The 20,033-nt window shown below is 71.9% G+C and carries 16 protein-coding genes; 8 read left to right on the forward strand and 8 right to left on the reverse strand.

The genetic code is table 11. The annotated features are described in order from the left end of the window. Positions 1–23 precede the first annotated feature (23 nt). The 5 genes from ACH4J0_RS04110 to ACH4J0_RS04130 all read right to left on the reverse strand — a co-directional run bounded on the left by ACH4J0_RS04110 (position 24) and on the right by ACH4J0_RS04130 (position 5,349). Positions 24–1,253, reverse strand: a complete 1,230-nt coding sequence (locus tag ACH4J0_RS04110) for an acyltransferase (protein WP_396236120.1) — start codon at positions 1,251–1,253, stop codon at positions 24–26. A 93-nt stretch (positions 1,254–1,346) separates the two neighbouring features. Continuing rightward, the gene (locus ACH4J0_RS04115) at positions 1,347–2,468 is read right to left on the reverse strand and encodes an alpha/beta hydrolase (RefSeq protein ID WP_396236121.1); all 1,122 of its coding nucleotides are present in this window, start codon (positions 2,466–2,468) and stop codon (positions 1,347–1,349) included. 143 nt (positions 2,469–2,611) lie between these two features. Further along, a complete protein-coding gene (locus ACH4J0_RS04120; protein WP_396236122.1) occupies positions 2,612–3,286 on the reverse strand; it encodes a response regulator in 675 nt (224 codons plus the stop codon). Next, entirely contained in the window at positions 3,283–4,584 is a 1,302-nt protein-coding gene (locus tag ACH4J0_RS04125) for a sensor histidine kinase (RefSeq protein ID WP_396236123.1), read from the reverse strand. The genes ACH4J0_RS04120 and ACH4J0_RS04125 overlap by 4 nt, the downstream gene beginning before the upstream one ends. Positions 4,585–4,668: 84 nt before the next feature. Next, a complete protein-coding gene (locus ACH4J0_RS04130; RefSeq protein WP_396236124.1) occupies positions 4,669–5,349 on the reverse strand; it encodes a TetR/AcrR family transcriptional regulator in 681 nt (226 codons plus the stop codon). Between the two features lie 216 nt (positions 5,350–5,565). Between ACH4J0_RS04130 and ACH4J0_RS04135 the strand changes: the two genes are divergently transcribed. Further along, on the forward strand, positions 5,566–7,170 hold the full coding sequence (locus ACH4J0_RS04135; protein ID WP_396236125.1) for an MFS transporter: 1,605 nt from the start codon (positions 5,566–5,568) through the stop codon (positions 7,168–7,170). 71 nt (positions 7,171–7,241) lie between these two features. Here the strand turns inward: ACH4J0_RS04135 and aceE are convergent, their stop codons facing one another. Then, the gene (gene aceE, locus ACH4J0_RS04140; protein ID WP_396236126.1) at positions 7,242–9,992 is read right to left on the reverse strand and encodes a pyruvate dehydrogenase (acetyl-transferring), homodimeric type; all 2,751 of its coding nucleotides are present in this window, start codon (positions 9,990–9,992) and stop codon (positions 7,242–7,244) included. A gap of 518 nt (positions 9,993–10,510) precedes the next feature. Here aceE and ACH4J0_RS04145 point away from each other — a divergent pair. From ACH4J0_RS04145 to ACH4J0_RS04165, 5 genes are all read left to right on the forward strand, one after another. Next, positions 10,511–10,951 (forward strand): DUF3052 domain-containing protein, encoded by a 441-nt coding sequence (locus ACH4J0_RS04145; RefSeq protein WP_396236127.1) that lies wholly within the window; start codon positions 10,511–10,513, stop codon positions 10,949–10,951. 258 nt (positions 10,952–11,209) lie between these two features. Continuing rightward, positions 11,210–11,668 (forward strand): peroxiredoxin, encoded by a 459-nt coding sequence (locus ACH4J0_RS04150; protein ID WP_396236128.1) that lies wholly within the window; start codon positions 11,210–11,212, stop codon positions 11,666–11,668. Positions 11,669–11,855: 187 nt separating this feature from the next. Then, positions 11,856–12,431: a TerD family protein gene (locus ACH4J0_RS04155; protein ID WP_030287535.1), complete on the forward strand. Its 576-nt coding sequence runs from the start codon at positions 11,856–11,858 to the stop codon at positions 12,429–12,431. A 330-nt stretch (positions 12,432–12,761) separates the two neighbouring features. Next, positions 12,762–13,340: a TerD family protein gene (locus ACH4J0_RS04160; protein WP_396236129.1), complete on the forward strand. Its 579-nt coding sequence runs from the start codon at positions 12,762–12,764 to the stop codon at positions 13,338–13,340. Between the two features lie 160 nt (positions 13,341–13,500). Further along, positions 13,501–14,595: a DUF475 domain-containing protein gene (locus ACH4J0_RS04165; RefSeq protein WP_396236130.1), complete on the forward strand. Its 1,095-nt coding sequence runs from the start codon at positions 13,501–13,503 to the stop codon at positions 14,593–14,595. 84 nt (positions 14,596–14,679) lie between these two features. On the opposite strand, the gene ACH4J0_RS04170 is transcribed toward ACH4J0_RS04165, so the two are convergent. Beyond that, positions 14,680–15,840 (reverse strand): DUF2637 domain-containing protein, encoded by a 1,161-nt coding sequence (locus ACH4J0_RS04170; RefSeq protein ID WP_396236131.1) that lies wholly within the window; start codon positions 15,838–15,840, stop codon positions 14,680–14,682. Between the two features lie 492 nt (positions 15,841–16,332). Between ACH4J0_RS04170 and ACH4J0_RS04175 the strand changes: the two genes are divergently transcribed. Then, positions 16,333–17,088 (forward strand): Tellurium resistance, encoded by a 756-nt coding sequence (locus ACH4J0_RS04175; RefSeq protein ID WP_396236132.1) that lies wholly within the window; start codon positions 16,333–16,335, stop codon positions 17,086–17,088. A 94-nt stretch (positions 17,089–17,182) separates the two neighbouring features. Here ACH4J0_RS04175 and ACH4J0_RS04180 read toward each other — a convergent pair whose 3' ends face one another. After that, positions 17,183–18,421, reverse strand: coding sequence for a TerD family protein (locus ACH4J0_RS04180; protein ID WP_396236133.1), 1,239 nt, complete (start codon positions 18,419–18,421; stop codon positions 17,183–17,185). Positions 18,422–18,739: 318 nt separating this feature from the next. Between ACH4J0_RS04180 and ACH4J0_RS04185 the strand changes: the two genes are divergently transcribed. After that, positions 18,740–19,933 carry an HpcH/HpaI aldolase/citrate lyase family protein gene (locus tag ACH4J0_RS04185; RefSeq protein ID WP_396236134.1) on the forward strand — a complete coding sequence of 398 codons (1,194 nt, stop codon included), beginning with the start codon at positions 18,740–18,742 and terminating at the stop codon, positions 19,931–19,933. Positions 19,934–20,033 lie beyond the last annotated feature (100 nt).

Consider the following 20,033-nt stretch of genomic DNA (forward strand, 5'->3'; position numbering starts at 1 on the left):
GCTGCCGTGGCCGACGGTGTGTGTCACACCATCCCCAGCGCGTACGCGGCGAAGAGCGTCGCCGCGGCGCCGGCCAGTGCCTTGCCTGCCCGGGAGAAGGCCGTCCAGGGGCCGTCGAAGCGCCGGGTGAACCACCCGATGGCCACCAGGGCGGCGCCGAACAGCGGGAGCAGGGCCAGCCGGGCGGCCACCCAGCCGAGTGAGGTCGGTGCGGTGGTCAGTCCGGGCACGGCGCCGAGGGCGGCCGAACCGGGCACCGCCACCGCGAGCATCGCGCTCTGGTGCCAGCAGAAGATCGTCATCGCCGACAGGTTGACCACCACCACCGGCAGCCACAGCAGCGGACGGCGGCTCAGCAGCCGGCCCAATCGCTCCCGCAGCAGCACCGCGGCGCCGCACTGCAGCGCCGCCAGGGCGAGCACCAGGAGGGACGGCGGGTGGGAGTTGGTCCGCTCGACGCCCGGCACGCCCACCATGCTGGCCGGGTAGTGGAACACGACCAGCAGCACGGCGAACAGCGCGCCGCCGCCGAGCAGCAGCACCCGGGCCGCCCGGCGGCCGAGCCGGCCCTGCGCCCACAGCACGCCCAGCTGGTAGCCGAACATCCAGCCCGGCAGCAGGTTCAGCAGCCCGACCCAGGACGGCACCGCCTCGGCCCACGGTCCGTACCGCAGCAGGTCGACCACCGCGACCGAGGTCACCAGCAGGCCCGCCGACCAGAGGCCGAGCCGCCGCCCGAAGGCCACGCAGGGCGGGGTGAGCGCGGTCAGCGCCAGGTACACCCCGATGTACCAGAGCGGCTGCACCACCAGCGTCGCGCCGGTGCGCAGGGTGTCCGCGGGCACGCCCAGCCCGGGCAGCAGCGGGATCAGGAGCGCCCACACCGCCGTGACCCCGAGCACCGGCCGCAGCAGCCGGACCGTCCGGGCGCGCAGCCAACTCCCGTAGCCCAGCCCCTTCTCCCGGGCCCGTTCCAGCGAGCGGACCGAGGAGTGGCCGCCGACCAGGAAGAACACCCCGAGCATCTGGAGCACCCAGCTGACCGGGGCGAAGAAGCCGAGCGAGGAGAGCGGGCTGGCGTTGTGCAGGGCGCCGTCGGGGGAGGGGGTCAGGCCGCCGAGCATCCAGTGGCCGATCGGGACGGAGAGCAGGGCGAGGGCGCGCAGCCCGTCGAGGGCGCGGTCGCGGGTCCCGGGGGTCCTCGCGTCGACCTTCTCGGCGGTGCGGCGCAGGGTGGTGAGCGGGTGGGCCATGGCGGTGCTCCTTCCAGTGCGGGTCTCGGGAGGCGTCCCCGGAGGCGTCTCGGAGGCGTCTCGGAGGCGTCTCCTTGGCGTTTCCAGGGGCCCTCAGCGCCCGAGGGCGACGGCGGCGTAGGCGGCGAGCGAGGCGGTGCCGGGGGCGAAGTAGCCGGTGTGGCCGTGGGATCCGGCGGAGGGCAGCGGGCGGGCGCCGAAGCCGGGGCCGGTCGGGTCGGCGCCGTGGCCGAGGCCGAACAGCCGGACGTTGGGCACGTCGCCGATCCAGTCGGAGCCGTTGCGGGTGGTGGCCCAGAGCGGGACGCCCGGGTCGAGGTCGGCGGCCGAGCCGACGCCCATGCCGGGCGAGCCGAGCACCACCAGGGCGGAGGCCTGCGCCGGGGTGGGGCGGGCCAGGCCGCAGACCACCGAGCCGTAGCTGTGGCAGAACACCGTGGGCGGGGCCTGCGGGCGGGTGCTGACGGCGAGTCCGTCGAGCAGCCGGCCGAGGCGGGTGGCGCCGGCCCGGGCGAGGTCCTCGGTGGCGGCGTCGACGCCGAGGCCGACCGGGGTGGTGTAGCCGGCCCAGGCGATCACCGCCGTACCGCCGTCGGTGGCCTGCCGCAGGGCGCGGGCCATGCCGGCCGGGGTGCCGTACGGGTCGGTCGTGCGGTCGAAGGTCATCAGGTCGATGTCCGAGCCGGGGACGATCACGGCGGTGCGGGCGGCGGTGGTGAGGTCGCCGAACACCTCGGCGACCTGGCCGCGGCCGCGCGGGTCGAAGGCGAGGATCTGCCGGTCGCCTTCCAGCAGGGTGCGGTAGCGCTCGGCGCGGGTGCGGGCGGCCTGCTGGTCCTGCGGGGTGAGGGCCGGGGCGGTGGCCCGGGCGAGTTCCCGGGTGCGTTCGGCGGTGAGGGCCAGGGTGTTGGCGCGGTACCGGAGTCGGACCGGGGCGCCGTCCAGGTTGCCGACCACCAGCGGGTGCCGGACGGCCAGGGCGTCCTGCTGGGCGGGCGTCAGCCCGGCGAAGAAGGAGGCGACTCGGGCCGGTGTGCTGGTGGCCGGGTCGGGCGGGTGGAGGCCGAGCGCTGTGTCGGCGGTCCAGGCGGCGCTGCCGGGTGGCGGACCGGTGACGGCGGTCTGGGTGTCGGCGGCCCAGCCGCCCGCGCCGAGTACGGCCGCCAGTGCCACCGCGGTGGCGGCGATCGCCCGCCTGGTCCGGAACCTGCGCATGTCCCTGCTCTCCCTTGCCCGTTGGGCCGGCGACCGGATTCGGTTGCCGACGGGGAGGAAGGTAGGAACGCGACGGCCCCGCGGACGTCACACCGCGGGGCCAACTCCCGGGTGCTACCCGGGTATGAGGGGGAGGTCCCCCCTCATTCGCCGGGGGTCACCAGCCCGGACTCGTACGCCAGCACCACGGCCTGGGCCCGGTCGCGCAGGTCGAGCTTGCCGAGGATGCGCCCGATGTGGGTCTTGACGGTCTGTTCGGCGAGCACCAGCTGGGCGGCGATCTCCTGGTTGGACAGGCCGCGGGCGATAAGCTCCAGCACCTCGGTCTCGCGCGGGGTCAGGCCGTTGAGCCGCAGCTTGGGGTCGCGGCGCTTGGCGGGCCGGTTGCGGGCGAAGTCGGCGATCAGCCGCCGGGTGACGGAGGGGGCGAGCAGCGCCTCGCCGGCCGCGACCACCCGGACCGCGGCGATCAGGTCGGCGGGCGGGGCGTCCTTGAGCAGGAAGCCGCTGGCCCCGGCGCGCAGCGCCTCGTACACGTAGTCGTCCACGTCGAAGGTGGTCAGCATCAGCACCTTGGGCCGGTGTGCTCCCGGGACGTCCGGGGCGAGCAGCTTCCGGGCGGCCTCCAGGCCGTCCATGACGGGCATCCGGACGTCCATCAGCACCACGTCCGGGTGGGTGCGGCCGGTGACCTCCAGGGCCTGGGCGCCGTCCGCCGCGTCCCCCACCACGTCGATGTCGCTCTGGGCGTTGAGCAGGGCGGCGAAGCCGGCCCGCACCATGGCCTGGTCGTCGACGATGATCACGCGGATGGTCATGCGGGTTTCTCCAGGGGAAGGTCGAGGGGCAGGACGGCGGCCACCTTGAAGCCGCCGTCCGGCAGCGGGCCGGTGTCCAGCCTGCCATCGACCAGCCGAACGCGTTCCCGCATTCCGACCAGACCGTGCCCGGTGCCCTCGGCCGAGGCCTCCAGCGACTCGGTGCGCTGCGGCGGGGCGGCGTTGACCACGGTGAGCCGCAGTTCCGGGCCGTCCGCCGACAGCGAGACCCAGGTCCGCGCGCCCGGGGCGTGCCGGACCACGTTGGCCAGCGCCTCCTGGACGATCCGGTACGCGGAGAGGCCGACGGCCTGCGGCACCCGCTCGGCCAGCCCCTCGTCCACGGTCAGCTCGGCGGGCACCCCGGCCCGCCCCACCGTCTCGACCAGCTGGGCGAGTTGGCCGACCCCCGGCTGCGGGGCCGTCTCCCCGGCGGACTCCTCGCTGCGCAGCACGCCGAGCAGCCGGCGCATCTCGGCCAGCGATTCGCGCGCGGTGCCGGCGATCGCGGTGAACTCCTCGGCGGCGTCGGCCGGGACGCCCTCGATCCGGTACGGCGCGCTGGCGGCCTGCACCGCGATCACCGACATGTGGTGGGCCACCACGTCGTGCAACTCCCGGGCGATCCGCGCGCGTTCCTCCAGCAGGGTGCGCCGCTCGCGCTCCACCTCGCTGATCTGCTCCTGCTCGGTGAGCAGCCGGCGGACCTCGGCGCGCTCCCGCAGGGCTCCGCCGAGCACCAGGACGGCGCCGGTCAGGGCGATCGCGAGGACGACGTTGTCGCCGGTGTAGTGGGAGCCCGTTCCAACGATCGACAGGGCGATCCCGGCACCGGCGGTGACCAGCCAGACCGCGACCAGGGTGCGCCTCGGCTCGCGGAGGGAGAGCGGGACCATCAGGAACAGGTAGCCGACCAGGCTGGTGGGGATCCACGGCCAGGGGCCGCCGCCCCCGCTCCCGCTGGTCAGGACCAGCAGGGAGGCCAGCAGGTCGGTGGTGCCGATCATCCACCAGGCGGCCAGCGGCCGGCTCACGGCGAGCAGCAGCGGCGCGGTCTGTGCGACGGCCAGGGCGCCGGCGACCCCTCCGTTGAGCCCGTAGTCGTTGGCCATCACGTTGATCCCGCTGGGCAGCAGCGAGGCGATCGCGGCCACCGCGAGGACGTACGGGAGGTGGCGGATCCACGCGCGGGGGGACTGGGCCAGCAGCGGGGTGTGGTCGGAGGACGGCCGGGCGAGCGTGCCGAGCAGGGCCCGCAGTGCGCCGACGGTGCGGGACCCGGTGGTCGACTTGATCATCCGGCCAGACTAGGGGCGCGGTGGCGGCCCGGCGTCCGACCGGGGACCGGGATCCGGCGTACTACCGGGGTATGACCCGCGCGCTCAGGGCCGCCAGTGCCCGGCCAGGGCGGGGCCGAGCTGGTCGAAGTAGCGCTCGATCACCACGACCATGCCCTCGGGGCCAGCCGGTTCCTGTTCGGCGGTCCAGGAGAGGTGGGCGGCGCGCAGCAGGCTGCCGAAGACGGCGGCGAGCACGACCGGGCGCAGGTCCCGGGCCGGGTCCAGCCCCTCGCGTTCGGCGAGCACCTTGACCACCAGCCGCTCCTGTTCGGTGACCCGGCGCAGGTGGGCGGCGAGCAGCGCGGGCGTCTCCTCGATGATCCGCAGCAGTTCGAGGGCGCTGCTGATCGAGCCGGGGCCGGAGGTCCGGGCGTTCCCGAGGTCGCGCCAGGCCTTGACGATCGAGGCGCGCAGGGCCTGGAGCGGGGTCTCCTCGGCCGGGCGGTGGCGCAGGCACTCGATGAAGTAGTCCTCGGCGTCGGCCATCACGGCGAGGGCGACCTCGTCCTTGTTGGCGAAGTACCGGAAGAAGGTGCGCTGGGAGACGTCGACGGCGGAGGCGATCTCGTCGACGGTGGTCCTGGCGAAGCCCTGGCCGAGGAAGAGCGCGTGGGCGGCCTGCACCAGGGCGGCCCGGGTCTGCTGCTTCTTGCGCTCCCGGAGGCCGGGTGCCCGGCCGAGGTCCTCCGGGGTGCCGACGGGATGGGGGGTGCGTGCGGCCATGGCGGGGGCCTTCCGGGGGCGCTGGTGCGGAGGGTGGAGCTCAACCTTAGCCGCCTGACAAATGTCAGTGCAGGTCAGAAGTCATTGTTTGCCGAATGTCAGCGACTGACATAATCTTCCGGAGTGGCGCTCTTCGGCCGGGCACTCGTGGGGACGGGTGGGTCGTCGCAGCGCCACCGTCATGTCCCGGTCTCTGCCAGCCCCCGGAGGGCCCAGATGAGTCAGTCCGTCGTCAAGAACTCCGAGGCGGACGCACCGCCGCCACCGAATCCGTCGTCCGGGGGAGGGCTCAAGGGGCACCCCTGGCTCACCCTGCTGACCGTCGCGGTCGGCGTCATGATGGTCGCCCTGGACGGCACCATCGTCGCGATCGCCAACCCGGTGATCCAGGAGAAGCTGAAGGCCGCCCCCTCCGAGATCCAGTGGGTCACCAGCGGCTACCTGCTGGCGCTCGCCGTCTTCCTGATCACCGCCGGCAAGATCGGCGACCGCTTCGGCCACAAGAGCACCTTCCTGGTCGGCGCGGTCGGCTTCGCCGCCACCTCGGCCGCGATCGGCTTCGCGGGCAACATCCAGACCGTGATCGCCTTCCGGGTGCTCCAGGGCCTGTTCGGCGCGCTGCTCCAGCCGGCCGCGCTCGGCCTGCTGCGCGGGGCCTTCCCGGCCGAGCGGCTCAACATGGCCATCGGCATCTGGGGCGGCGTGATCGGCGCCTCCACCGCGGCCGGCCCGATCGTCGGCGGCCTGCTGGTCGAGCACGTCAGCTGGGAGTCGGTGTTCTTCATCAACATCCCGGTCGGCCTGATCGCGCTCGCCCTCGGCCTGTGGATCCTGCGTGACGTGCGGGCCGAGAACGCCGCCAAGTCCTTCGACCTGCCGGGCATCGCACTGCTCTCGGTCGGGATGTTCGCCCTGGTCTTCGGCATCATCAAGGCCCCCGAGTGGGGCTGGGGCGACGGGCGGACGCTGCTGTTCCTGGGCGGCGCCGTGGTGCTGATGGTGCTCTTCGCGCTCTGGCAGGGCCGGGCGGAGGAGCCGCTGATCCCGCTCAGCCTGTTCCGCTCGGTGCCGCTGTCGGCGGGCGTGCTGCTGATGGTGCTGATGGCCTTCGCGTTCTTCGGCGCGATCTTCTTCGTGACCTTCTACCTGCAGAACGTGCACGGGATGAAGCCGGTCGACGCCGGCGTCCACCTGCTGCCGATGACCGGCATGATGATCGTCGGCTCGCCGCTGGCCGGCATCGCGATCGGCAAACTCGGCCCGCGGATCCCGATCATGGTCGGGATGCTGCTCACCACCGGCGCCATGGTCGGCATGTCCACCCTGGACACCGGCTCCGGCACCGGCGTGATGTCGCTCTGGTTCGTCCTGATGGGCCTCGGCATCAGCCCGGTCATCGTCGGCGCCACCGAGGTCATCGTCGGCAACGCCCCGCTGGAGCTGTCCGGCGTGGCCGGCGGCCTCCAGCAGGCCGCCATGCAGGTCGGCGGCAGCCTCGGCACCGCCGTGCTGGGCGCCCTGATGGCCGCCAAGGTCGGCGACGTACTGCCCGGCGACTGGGCGAAGGCGGGCCTGCCGCCGGTCGAGGGCCCGCAGGCCGAGGGCCTGAAGCAGGCCGCCCAGCTGGGCATCACCCCGCCGGCCCCGCCCGGCACCCCGCAGCAGGCGGTGGACGCGATGGCCGATGCCGTGCACCACTCCTTCGTCAGCGGCATGTCGCTGGCCTTCGTGGTGGCCGCCGTGGTCGCCTTCGCCGCCGCCCTGCTCGCCCTGCTGACCCGCCGCGGCAGCACCGACGCGGGCCCGTCCGTGCACATCTGACCGGGCCCGGGAGAGACCGAAAGGGCCGGACCCCCACGAGGGGTCCGGCCCTTTCAGGCACTAGCGGGTGATCAGGCGTCGCCGCCGGCGGCACCCGGGTCGGCCGCGGCCACGTCCAGCAGCTGGTAGCGGTCGATCGCGTCCTTCAGCACCGAGCGGTCCACCTTGCCCTGCTTGGCGAGCTCGGTGAGCACCCCCAGCACGACCGACTGGGCGTCGATGTGGAAGAAGCGACGGGCCGCGCCACGGGTGTCGGCGAAGCCGAAGCCGTCGGCGCCCAGCGACTGGTACTGGCCCGGCACCCAGCGGGCGATCTGGTCCGGCACCGCGCGCATCCAGTCGGACACCGCGACGATCGGGCCCTCGGCGCCCTGGAGCTTCTGGGTGACGTACGGCACGCGCTGCTGCTCCTCGGGGTGCAGCAGGTTGAACTCCTCGGCCTCCACCGCGTCGCGGCGCAGCTCGTTCCAGGAGGTCGCGGACCAGACGTCGGCCTTGACGTTCCACTCCTCGGCGAGGATGCGCTGGGCCTCCAGGGCCCACGGCACGGCCACGCCGGAGGCGAGGATCTGGGCCGGGATCTGGCCGGCGGTGCCCGGCGCGTACTTGTGCAGACCCTTGAGGATGCCCTCGACGTCCACGTTCTCGGGCTCGGCCGGCATCTTGATCGGTTCGTTGTAGACGGTGAGGTAGTAGAACACGTCCTCGCCGTGCGGGTGCTCGGCCGTGGAGCCGTACATCCGGCGCAGACCGTCCTGGACGATGTGCGCGATCTCGAAGCCGTACGCCGGGTCGTACGCGACGACGCCGGGGTTGGTCGAGGCCAGCAGGTGCGAGTGGCCGTCGGCGTGCTGCAGGCCCTCACCGGTCAGGGTGGTGCGACCGGCGGTGGCGCCGAGCACGAAGCCGCGGGCCAGCTGGTCGGCCATCTGCCAGAACTGGTCGCCGGTGCGCTGGAACCCGAACATCGAGTAGAAGACGTAGACCGGGATCAGCGGCTCGCCGTGGGTCGCGTAGGACGAACCGGCGGCGATCAGCGAGGCGGTGCAGCCGGCCTCGGAGATGCCGTCGTGCAGCATCTGGCCGGTCGGCGACTCCTTGTAGGCCAGCAGCAGGTCGCGGTCGACCGACTCGTAGGTCTGGCCCATCGGGTTGTAGATCTTCGCCGACGGGAACAGCGAGTCCATGCCGAAGGTGCGGTACTCGTCCGGCGCGATCGGCACGAAGCGGTTGCCGATGCCCTTGTCCCGCATCAGGTCCTTGAGCAGCCGGACGAACGCCATGGTGGTGGCGATGGTCTGGTTGCCGGAACCCTTCTTGACCGCCTTGTACGCGTCGTCGCCGGGCAGTGTCAGCTGGCGCGGGCGCACCTTGCGCGTGGGCACGAAGCCGCCGAGGCCCTGGCGGCGGTCGTGCATGTACTGGATCTCCTCCGAGTCGCGGCCCGGGTGGTAGTAGGGCGGGTAGCCCTCGTCCAGTTGCTTGTCGGTGATCGGCAGGTGCAGCCGGTCCCGGAAGCGCTTCAGGTCGTCGACCGTCAGCTTCTTCATCTGGTGGGTGGCGTTGCGGCCCTCGAAGTTGGGGCCCAGCGTCCAGCCCTTGACCGTCTGGGCCAGGATGACCGTCGGCTGGCCCTTGTGCTCGCGGGCCGCCTTGAACGCCGCGTAGATCTTCTTGTGGTCGTGGCCGCCGCGACCCAGGTGCTGGATCTGCTGGTCGGTCATGTTCTCGACCATGGCGCGCAGGCGCAGGTCGCCGCCGAAGAAGTGCTCGCGGATGTAGTCGCCGGTCTCGGTGGCGTAGGTCTGGAACTGGCCGTCCGGCGTGGTGTTCATCTTGTTCACCAGGACGCCGTCGCGGTCCTGCGCGAGCAGCGGGTCCCAGCTGCGGTCCCAGATGAGCTTGATCACGTTCCAGCCGGCGCCCCGGAACTGGGACTCCAGCTCCTGGATGATCTTGCCGTTGCCGCGGACCGGGCCGTCGAGGCGCTGCAGGTTGCAGTTGACCACGAAGGTCAGGTTGTCCAGGCCCTCACGCGCGGCCAGGGACAGCTGGCCGAGCGACTCGGGCTCGTCCATCTCGCCGTCGCCGAGGAAGGCGTAGACGTGCGAGTCGGAGGTGTCCTTGATGCCCCGGTGCTCCAGGTAGCGGTTCATCCGGGCCTGGTAGATCGCGCCGAGCGGGCCGAGGCCCATCGAGACGGTCGGGAACTCCCAGAAGTCCGGCATCAGCCGCGGGTGCGGGTAGCTGGACAGACCGTACGGGGCCTTCGACTTCTCCTGGCGGAACGCGTCGAGCTGCTGCTCGGTGAGTCGGTCCAGGAGGAAGGCGCGGGCGTAGATGCCGGGGGAGGCGTGGCCCTGGAAGAAGACCTGGTCGCCGGACTCGCCCTCGGCGTCCTTGCCGCGGAAGAAGTAGTTGAAGCCCACGTCGTAGAGCGACGCGGAGGAGGCGAAGGTGGCGATGTGGCCACCCACGCCGATGCCCGGGCGCTGCGCCCGGGAGACCATCACGGCCGCGTTCCAGCGGGTCGCGTTGAGGATCTTGCGCTCGATCTCCTCGTTGCCGGGGAAGAACGGCTCGTCCTTGGTTGCGATGGTGTTGACGTAGTCCGTGCTGCGCATCTCGGGCACGGCGACACGCTTCTCGCGGGCGCGCTCGATCAGCCGCAGCATCAGGTAACGGGCACGCTCACGCCCCCGCTCGTCGATGGCCGCATCGAGCGACTCCAGCCATTCCGCGGTCTCCTCGGGATCGAAGTCCGGGACCTGACTCGGAAGGCCGCCAATGATGATCGGGTTGCGATCGGATCCGGAAGCCACGCTGTTCCTTCACTGTCGGTCGAAACTAGAGGTGTGTCGCGCCGCCTCCATCGTGCTACCGCGCTCGGAGATCCGTCATCTCTACCGATCGGTAACCGTTCCGCCTGGTGGGCGGAGCGGCTTGGCGGCGCGCGTCGCGGGCGTCTTCGTCCGCTCCGAACACCCCCGGGTGTTACGAAAAGAGGTGGTCCGACCTGGTGTCCCGTCCACCCGATGGCGGGTGGCCGGGGTGAGGGCCAACAGGAGACTCTACGCCCGCGCACGTGCGGACCCCGAATGTCGTTCGCATCTCGGGCACGCGTACGGCCTGTGGGCCGGGACCACCCGAAGCATCCTTGTCCCATGCAGAGAAGGGCAAATCGGTGTGATTCCCGACACGTCGACCGGCGTGTCCCGCTGTGACACGTCAACCTTTGGAGGGGATCGGCGGTCGGGTACTTGCGCGAACCGCCGCGCCCGTGTGGACTACGGCCACAGCCTCGGCATGGACGCCGAGCCGAATACTGGAGGTTATTCCCGTGAGCGCGACCGCGGACCCCGCGGACAAGTCCAACCCGGCGACCCGTCTGAACTTCGAGGAAGGTCAGATCGTCCAGGAGCTGGGGTACGACGAAGACACTGACCAGGATCTCCGCGAGGGCATCGAGGAGATCACCGGGACGGATCTCGTCGACGAGGACTACGACGACGTCGCGGACGCCGTCCTGCTGTGGCACCGCGACGACGACGGGGACCTCACCGACGCCCTCGTCGACGCCCTGGAATACCTGGCCGAGGGCGGTCTGATCTGGCTGCTGACGCCCAAGACCGGTCGGGACGGCCACATCGAGGCCTCCGACATCGCGGACGCGGCGAAGACCGCGGGCCTCTCGCAGACCAGCTCGATCGCGATCGCCAAGGACTGGGCGGCCACCCGCCTGGCGACCAAGTCCACGGCCAAGCAGCCCAAGCAGCGCTGAACGGGCCCCTGAGCCCCGTACCGGGCCCCGCCGGAGATCTCCTCCGGCGGGGCCCGGCGCATTCCCCGGTCCCCTCGCCGGTTGTCCCCGGCTCCTTGCGGTCCTCCCCGGGCCCGTCGGCCGCGTTCGCTCAGGGCGGAAGGCCTGGGCCGCCCGGCGGAGCGGGTCATCCGTTCGGCCGAACGCGGGTGAACGGATGCGAGGATGTCGCCTGCCGTGCCCGCCGCGCGGCCCGCTCGCGTCAGAAAGGTCCCGCTCATGGCCATCGAGGTCGGCACCCCGGCTCCGGACTTCGAGCTCCGCACCCAGCACGGGGAGACGGTCCGGCTGGCCGACTTCCGCGGCCGCCGGCACGTCGTCCTGGTCTTCTACCCGTTCGCCTTCACCGGCGTGTGCACCGGCGAGCTGGGCGCGATCCAGCGCGAGCTGGCCGGGCTGCAGAACGACGACGTCCAGGTGCTCGGCGTCTCCTGCGACTCGCAGTTCAGCCAGCGCGTGTTCGCCGACCGAGAGGGCCTGGAGTTCCCGCTGCTGGCGGACTTCTGGCCGCACGGCGAGGTCGCCCGGGCGTACGGCGTGCTGGACGAGGAGAAGGGCTGCCCGCTGCGCGGCACCTTCGTGATCGACAAGGCCGGCACGGTGCGCTGGAGCGTCGTGAACGGCCTCCCGGACGCCCGGGACGAGCAGGAGTACCTGAAGGTCCTGGCCGCCCTCTGAGGCCCGCGCGAACCACCCGTACGGCCCCCGCGACGCGTCCGCCTCGCCCGTTCGGCCGTACGTGCGGGAACCCGGTACTACGCTCGGGCCGTTGGCGGAGTGGGGCGTACGTCCGTTTTCGGAGGTCGGCGCCTCGAACCGCACCACCGGGGGCACCGGCCGGTGCCTCCCGATTCTTGGAGGACAAGTGGGAGTCAGCCTCAGCAAGGGCGGCAACGTCTCGCTCACCAAGGAGGCCCCCGGGCTCCAGGCCGTCGTGGTCGGCCTGGGCTGGGACGTCCGGACCACCACCGGGACGGACTTCGACCTGGACGCCAGCGCGCTGCTCTGCAACGAGCAGGGCAAGGTCGGCTCGGACGGCAACTTCGTGTTCTTCAACAACCTGAAGAGCCCGGACGGCTCCGTGGAGCACACCGGTGACAACCGGACGGGTGAGGGCGAGGGCGACGACGAGGCGATCAAGGTCAACCTGGCGGGCGTCCCGGCGGACGTGCAGAAGATCGTCTTCCCGGTGTCGATCTACGACGCCGAGAACCGGGGCCAGAACTTCGGCCAGGTGCGCAACGCCTTCATCCGGGTGGTGAACCAGGAGAACAACGCGGAGCTGGCGCGCTACGACCTCTCCGAGGACGCCTCCACCGAGACCGCGATGGTCTTCGGCGAGCTGTACCGCAACGGCGGCGAGTGGAAGTTCCGCGCCATCGGCCAGGGTTACGCCTCCGGCCTGCGCGGCATCGCCCAGGACTTCGGCGTCAACGTCTGAGTCTTCCTGCGGCGCAAGGGATTTGCGCCGGATTCCCCGGGGCGGGCCCCGCCCCCCCCCGGGCGGGGGCGCCCCCGCGTGGGGGGGGGGGGCCCCCCCTGCTTTGTGGTTCTTTGGTGTTGTTGCGGGGGGGGGGGGGGGGGGGGGGGGCGGGGCCGCGGGGCGCCCCCCCCCCCCCCCGGCCCCCCCCCCCCGCCCCGGCTTCGTCGGGGTCCGCCGCGCTGCGAGGATGTGAGTTCAGGAAGTTCAGCCGGCCGAAGCGGGCCGGCCGGGGTCGCGGGGGATTACACCTGTAAGGCGCCCCGGGAGAAGCAAGGGAGGAAGAACACCATGGTGGTCACGCTCGCCAAGGGCGGGAACGTCTCGCTCACCAAGGCCGCGCCGAACCTGACGCAGGTCCAGATCGGCCTCGGCTGGTCCGCCCGTTCGACCACGGGCGCACCGTTCGACCTCGACGCGAGCGCCCTGATCTGTGGTGGCGGACGGGTGCTCGGCGACGAGTACTTCGTCTTCTACAACAACCTCAAGAGCCCCGAGGGCTCGGTGGAGCACCAGGGCGACAACCTCGTGGGCGGCGACGACACGGGTGACGACGAGCTGGTCCTGGTCAACCTGGAGCTGGTCCCGGCCCAGGCGGACAAGGTGGTCTTCGCGGTCTCGATCTACGAGGCCGAGGCCCGGCTGCAGAACTTCGGACAGGTCCGCAACGCCTACATCCGGGTCGTCAACTCCGTCGACGGCCAGGAGATCGCGCGCTACGACCTGTCCGAGGACGCGTCCAGCGAGACGGCGATGATCTTCGGCGAGCTGTACCGCTACGCGGGCGAGTGGAAGTTCCGCGCGGTGGGCCAGGGCTACGCCTCCGGCCTGCGCGGGATCGCGCTCGACTTCGGCGTCAACGTACAGTAAGGGCGTAAATCGGACTTATCGCACCCGATCCACGATCAAATGATCACGATCATGAGAACAGAGGGCAGTGCGGGGGTGACCTGACCGGGCCCGGCCCGGCCGGGCGCCTCGGGACCAGGCCGCCCCGGCACGGCCAGAACCCGAAAGGTAGCCAACTCCCGTGTTCCTCCGCACATTCGGCTGGTCGTTCGCGATCACCGCACTAGGCCTGATCGCGGCCGGACTGCTCTGGGGAGCCCAAGGCTTCGGCATCGTGCTGATCCTCTCCATCCTGGAGATCTCCCTGTCCTTCGACAACGCGGTGGTCAACGCCACGGTGTTGAAGCGGATGAACCCGTACTGGCAGAAGATCTTCCTGACGGTCGGTGTGCTGATCGCCGTCTTCGGGATGCGGCTGGTCTTCCCGCTGCTGGTCGTGGGTCTCACCGCGAAGCTCAACCCGGCGACGGTCATCGACCTCGCCCTGCACTCCGACAAGACCCATGACGGCCTCACCTACGGCCAGTACCTGGAGGCGGCCAACCCGGCCATCGCGGCCTTCGGCGGCGTCTTCCTGCTGATGATCTTCCTGGACTTCGTGTTCGACGAGAAGGAGCACAACTGGCTGGGCTGGCTGGAGCGCCCGCTGGAGAAGGTCGGCAAGCTGGACGCCCTCTCCAGCGTCGTCGCCCTGGTCGCGCTGGTGCTGGCCTCGCGCTTCTTCGCGGCGGAGCACGCCGAAACCGTTCTGCTGGCCGGTGTGCTCGGCCTGATCACCTACCTCGCTGTCAACGGCCTGTCGTCGATCTTCGAATCGGGCCTGGAGGAGGAGGCCGAGCGCGAGGAGGAGGCCGAGAAGGCCGGCAAGTCGGTCGTCCAGGTTGCCGGCAAGGCCGCGTTCTTCCTGTTCCTCTACCTGGAAGTGCTGGACGCCTCGTTCTCCTTCGACGGCGTGGTCGGCGCCTTCGCGATCTCCAGCGACATCTTCCAGATCACCCTGGGCCTGGGCATCGGCGCGATGTACATCCGCTCGCTGACCGTCTTCCTCGTCCGCAAGGGCACCCTGGACGACTACGTCTACCTGGAGCACGGTGCCCACTACGCGATCGGCGCGCTGGCGGTGATCCTGCTGGTCGGGATCAAGTACCACATCCCGGAGATCGTCACCGGCCTGATCGGCGTCGCCTTCATCGGACTGGCCCTGGCCTCCTCGATGCTGCGCAACCGGCGCGAGGCGGCGGCGGACGAGAGGGAACTGGTGGGCAGCGGGCAGTAGTTCGCGACGGTTCTCCGGCGAAGCACGACGGCCGCCCCCGGGATTCCGGGGGCGGCCGTTCGCATGGCTCCTGCGGTGCCGGGGTCAGCCCAGCTGCTGCTCGATCGCGCGCAGCTTGCGCTCCAGCGAGTCCAGCTTCGGCATCGACAGGGTGTCGTCGTCGGCCGTCAGGTCGATCGTCGAGCTGCGGAAGGACGAGGTCGAGCTGCTGGTCGAGCCGCTCGTCGAGGAGAAGGAGTAGGACGAGTCGACGGCGGCGCGGCGGCGGCCGGCGTCCAGGGCGGCCGGCTCCAGCGGGCTCGTCGAGGTGGACGAGTTACGCGGGGTCGTCGGGGCGAACGGGTCCTGCGCGGTCGGGGTGGTGTGGGCGCTCCCGGCGGCTAGGGCAGGCTCCGTAGCGCTCGGGCCGTCTCCGGCCGCCGTGAGCGCGGGCACCTGACGCCCGCCGCGGGCCCGGGCGAGCATGCCGCCCTGGCGGGAGATGGCCTTCAGCTCGGCCCGCTCGCGGCGGTCGGCGGAACGGGCGCGCACCTTGGCGTCGATCTTCGCCTGGCGCTCCTCGCGCACCTCCTCCACCGCCTCGTCCAGGCTGCGGACGTTCTCCAGCAGCATCAGCGACCAGGCCGCGTAGGTCTCGCGCGGGGCGCGCAGCCAGCGGACGATGCGGATCTGCGGCAGCGGGCGCGGCACCAGGCCCTGCTCGCGCAGTGCGGCCTTGCGGGTCTGCTTGAGCGCGCGGTCGAACAGGATCGCGGCCGAGATCGACATGCCGGAGAAGAACTGCGGGGCGCCGGCGTGGCCCAGGCCGCGCGGGGCGTGGACCCAGTTGAACCAGGCCGAGGCGATCGCGAACACCCAGACCAGCAGGCGGGAGCCGAGCGCCGCGTCGCCGTGGCTGGCCTCGCGGACGGCGAGCACCGAGCAGAACATCGCGGCGCCGTCCAGGCCGAACGGGACGAGGTACTCCCAGCCGTTGGACAGGCCGAGGTTCTCGATGCCGAAGCCCACCAGGCCGTGGAAGGAGAGTGCGGCCGCGACGCCGGCGCAGCAGAACAACAGGGTGTACGAGGAGATGCCGTAGATCATCTCCTTGCGGCGGCGGCGGTCCTCGCTGCGCTCCCAGGAGTCGGCGGACTCGTCCTTCTTCGAGCTCTTGAATCGCAGCGTCGCCATCAGGATGGCGACGAACAGCAGGGCTGCGCCGCCGATGACGGTCCAGACCAGCTGTATGGAGGTCAGGTTCATTGCGGGTCGGGCCTCGGGTTTCCGCAGGGGACGGGTTCACGGTGCGACACAGGCGATCAGGACCCTCCGCGCGGGCACTGCCTGACGGCTCGTTCGTCGCCGCACGGCATGCCCACCGCGCCCGCGCAGGGGCGGACGGGACACCTGTGCGGCTAGACGATATCGCGTCCGAAGGGGCGGCATGTTACGGGAGGGCGGCTTCCCCGGGCCAATCGACCCACCGGTTCGCGTCACGGGTGGGCTTGAACGGCCCGGCGGGGTAGGGAAAGGGGAAGTCCGGGTATCCGTCGTCCGGGCCGATGCCCGATCATGGACCGGCGGATCGCTGAGCGGTGGACGTCGGGCGGCGGAGTGTCGGGCGGTGGATCGCCGGTTGCACTGGGCGGTGGGCCGCCGGGAGCGTCGGGCGGTGGGCCACCGGGCAGCGGATTGTCGGAACGTCGGAACGTCGGAACGTCAGATCGTCTGGCGGCGGCAGGGGGAGAGGACTGGATGGTCTCGATCTGGGAGTACCTGCGCGGGGACAGGAGCTACACCTTCGACAATCCGGGTGCCCAGCACAAGGTCACGCTCACCAAGTCGGCGCCGCAGCACGCGCTCACCGGCTCGGCCGCCACCACCGGGTACCTCTACGTCAACCTGCACTGGACCATGCGCTCGGGCGCGACCCGGCCGAGCGCCCGGGACACCGTCAAGCGCTTCTTCAGCCCACGGATCCTGAGCCCGCTGGAGCCGGATTCCCCGGGCGGCAACGAGCAGGTGAACGTCGACCTCGACCTGGCCTGCATGTACGAACTCTCCGACGGCACCCGGGGCGTGGTGCAGCCGCTCGGCGAACTCTTCGGCGACCTGCGCGAACCGCCGTACATCAAGCTCAGCGGCGACGACCAGTACGGGGCGCCCTCCGGCGAGACGATGTACGTCAACCTGGAGAAGAAGGACAAGTTCAAGCGGTTGCTGATCTTCGTCTACATCTACGACGGCACCCCGGCCTTCGAGCAGACCCACGCGGTGATAACGATCGTCCCGCAGAGCGGGCCGCGGATCGAGATCAAGCTGGACGAGCGGGCACGGGCGGCGCGTTCCTGCGCGGTGGTGCTGATCGAGAACGCCGGGGACAACCAGCTGATGGTGCGCCGTGAGGTGCGGTACGTCAACGGGTTCCAGGCGGACATCGACCGGCTGTACGGCTTCGGGATGCAGTGGCAGCGCGGGTACAAGGGGCAGCAGCCGGGGCGCGAGGACTGAGCTCCGGCGGGGCCGTGGTGATTCTCCGGCGGCCCCGCCGGGACTTGACCGGGCGGGTGCGGACCGGATCGGTGCGGCCCGGGTCGGTGCGGGCTCAGTGGGGCTGGAACTGCGGGCCCTGCGGGGGCAGTGCGAACTCCTCGCCGGTCGGTGCCGGGGCCGGCGCCGGGGGCTGCGGCGGGATGGGCGGCTGCTGGCCGGTGCCGGGCTGCTGCTGGTGCGGGTAGCCGTAGCTGCCGGGGTGCTGCTGCGAGGGGATGGCCGGGTTCGGCTGGGGGTAGCCGTAGCCGGTGCCCGGCTGGGGCTGGGGCTGCGGCGGGTACGGCTGGGCGGGCTGGGGGTAGCCGTAACCGGTCGCGGGCTGCTGCTGCGGGTAGCCGTACCCCGTGCCGGGCTGTTGCTGGGGATAGCCGTAGCCGCCCGGGTGGTGGGTCGGCGGCGCGGGCGGGGCCGGCGGGACGTTCGGGGGCATGGTGGGCGGGGCCGCCGGCGGGGGCGTCATGCCCGGCGGGGCCGTGGGCGGGGGCGGGGTCGGCGGTGCGGCGGGCGGCGGGGTCGCCGGGCCGTTCGCGATGGCCCCGGCCGGGGCCGGGGCGGGCGTGGTCGTGGGCTGCGCCGGGGGCTGGGGGTGCGGAACGGCCGGGCTCAGGGTGAAGGTGCCGGGCTCGGGTCGGGCCTCGGAGCGCGGGTGGGTCAGCGGGGTGGCACGCGGGTCGACCGCGCCGGTGGGGGTGGCGGCGGACGCGGGCGCCGGGGCCGCCGCAGCTGCCGCGGCCTCCTCCGCCTCGTCCTCGACGGTGATGCCGAAGTCGGTGGCCAGGCCGATCAGTCCGGAGGTGTAGCCCTGGCCGATCGCGCGGAGCTTCCAGGTGCCGTTGCGCCGGTAGAGCTCGGCCGCGACGAGGGCGGTGACGCTCTCGGCGTCGTCGATCGCGAACTCGGCCAGGGGGGCGGCGCCTTCCCCGGTCGCGGCGTCGAACAGCAGCAGCCGCAACCCGGGAACGGTGCGGAACGGGCCGCCCTCGGAGGAACCGGCCAGCACCACCCGGTCCACCTCGACGGGCAGCTTGGCGAGTTCGACCTCGACCGTGTCGATGATCTCGGCGCCGCCGGAGGTGTGCTGCTTGGGCAGGTGGCGCACCAGCCCGGAGGGGTGCCTCGGCTGGTTGTAGAAGACGAAGTCGGCGTCCGAACGGACCTTGCCGTTGGCGCCGAGCAGCAGCGCGGACGCGTCCACGTCCGGCGCACCGGGCGTGGCGCTCCAGCGCAGCACGGCGCGGACCGCCGCCGCCGGCAGTGCGATGTTGGCGCCCTTGGCCATCACGTGCGTCATAGCGGACCATCCTGCCTGTTCGCCACCGCTTCGGACAACGTGACCGGGAGCGCCCGCGTGAGGCCGGACTTTGCCAAGACTTGCGCTTGACCGGGGTTTGCCGCCAGCCTCGCCACGGTCGGGGACGACCGTCCGATCGGGCCCCGCACTCGCGGGATGTTCCGGGAGTTCAGTGCTCCGGCGCCGGAAGCGGCCGGAATCCGTCCGTACGATGGGCGTTCGAACAGGCCCCCGGAGGGTCGGCGGAGGGGAGTCCGTCGGCGGCGCGTCCAGGCGAAACCGCGGGCCGAAGGCCGTCCACCCCCGAGGGAGACCACCGTGCGCCATTTCGGCCACCTCGCCGACGACGTCCGCGCCCGGCTGTTCCTGGAGCAGCCACGGACGTTCACCGCGCGGAGCGAGCCCGCGGTGCTCGCCACCGCCCTCGGCGGCACCCTCTACAGTCCCGCCACCAGGCCCGCGCTGGCTGCCGACATCCGCAAACAGGCTGCTCGGGGCGTGGTTTCGATGGTGCTCTGCCTGGAGGACGCGATCGCCGACCACGAGGTGGACGCGGGTGAGCGGAACCTGGTCGAGCAGATCACCGACCTGGTCAATGATTTCACCGATTGCACACATGATCATCCACTTCTCTTCATCAGGGTTCGCGCCGCCGCGCAGATCCTCGACCTGGCCGAACGGCTCGGCCCGGCGGTCGGACTGGTGAGCGGCTTCGTGCTGCCCAAGTTCACGGCCGAGGACGGCGGCGCCTACCTGTCCGCCGTCGCCGCCGCCGAGGCCGCCACCGGGCGGCGGCTGTTCGCCATGCCCGTCCTGGAATCGCCCGAACTCGCCCACCTGGAGACCAGGCGCGAGCAGCTCTTCGGCATCGCCGAGCTGCTCGCCGCCCACCGTGAACGGGTGCTCGCCGTCCGGCTCGGCGTCACCGACCTGTGCTCCGCCTACGGGCTGCGGCGCTCACCGGACCTCACCGCGTACGACGTCGCGCTGGTCGCGGCGGTGATCGGCGACGTGGTCAACGTGCTCGGCCGGGCGGACGGCACCGGGTACACCGTGACCGGGCCGGTCTGGGAGTACTTCCCGGTGCAGGAGCGGATGTTCAAGCCGCAGCTGCGCCGCACCCCGTTCGCGGCCAGCGCCGGCACGGCCCGGGCCTCCGGTGAGGAGGTCCGCCGCCGGATCATCGAGCACGACCTGGACGGGCTCATCCGCGAGGTCGAACTCGACCGCAGCAACGGCCTGCTGGGCAAGACCTGCATCCACCCCAGTCACGTCCCCGCGGTGCACGCGCTCTCCGTGGTCACGCACGAGGAGTACTGCGACGCCCGCGACATCCTCCGGCAGGAGCAGGACGGCGGCGGGGTACTGCGCTCGGCGTACACCAACAAGATGAACGAGGCCCGGCCGCACCGCGCCTGGGCGGAGCGGGTGCTGCTGCGGGCGGAGGTCTTCGGGGTGGCCCGCGAGGACGTGAGCTTCGCGGAACTGCTGTCGGCCTGCCTGTGCGGCTGATCCCTGAGCGACGCGCGTGATCCGCCGTCGGAACCGGACGAGCGCCGGCGGACCGGGGTCCGCGGACGAGCGGCACCGGATGAGCGCCGGCGGACGAGTG

The sequence above is a fragment of the Kitasatospora sp. NPDC017646 genome (assembly GCF_044329365.1).
GTDB lineage: Bacteria > Actinomycetota > Actinomycetes > Streptomycetales > Streptomycetaceae > Kitasatospora.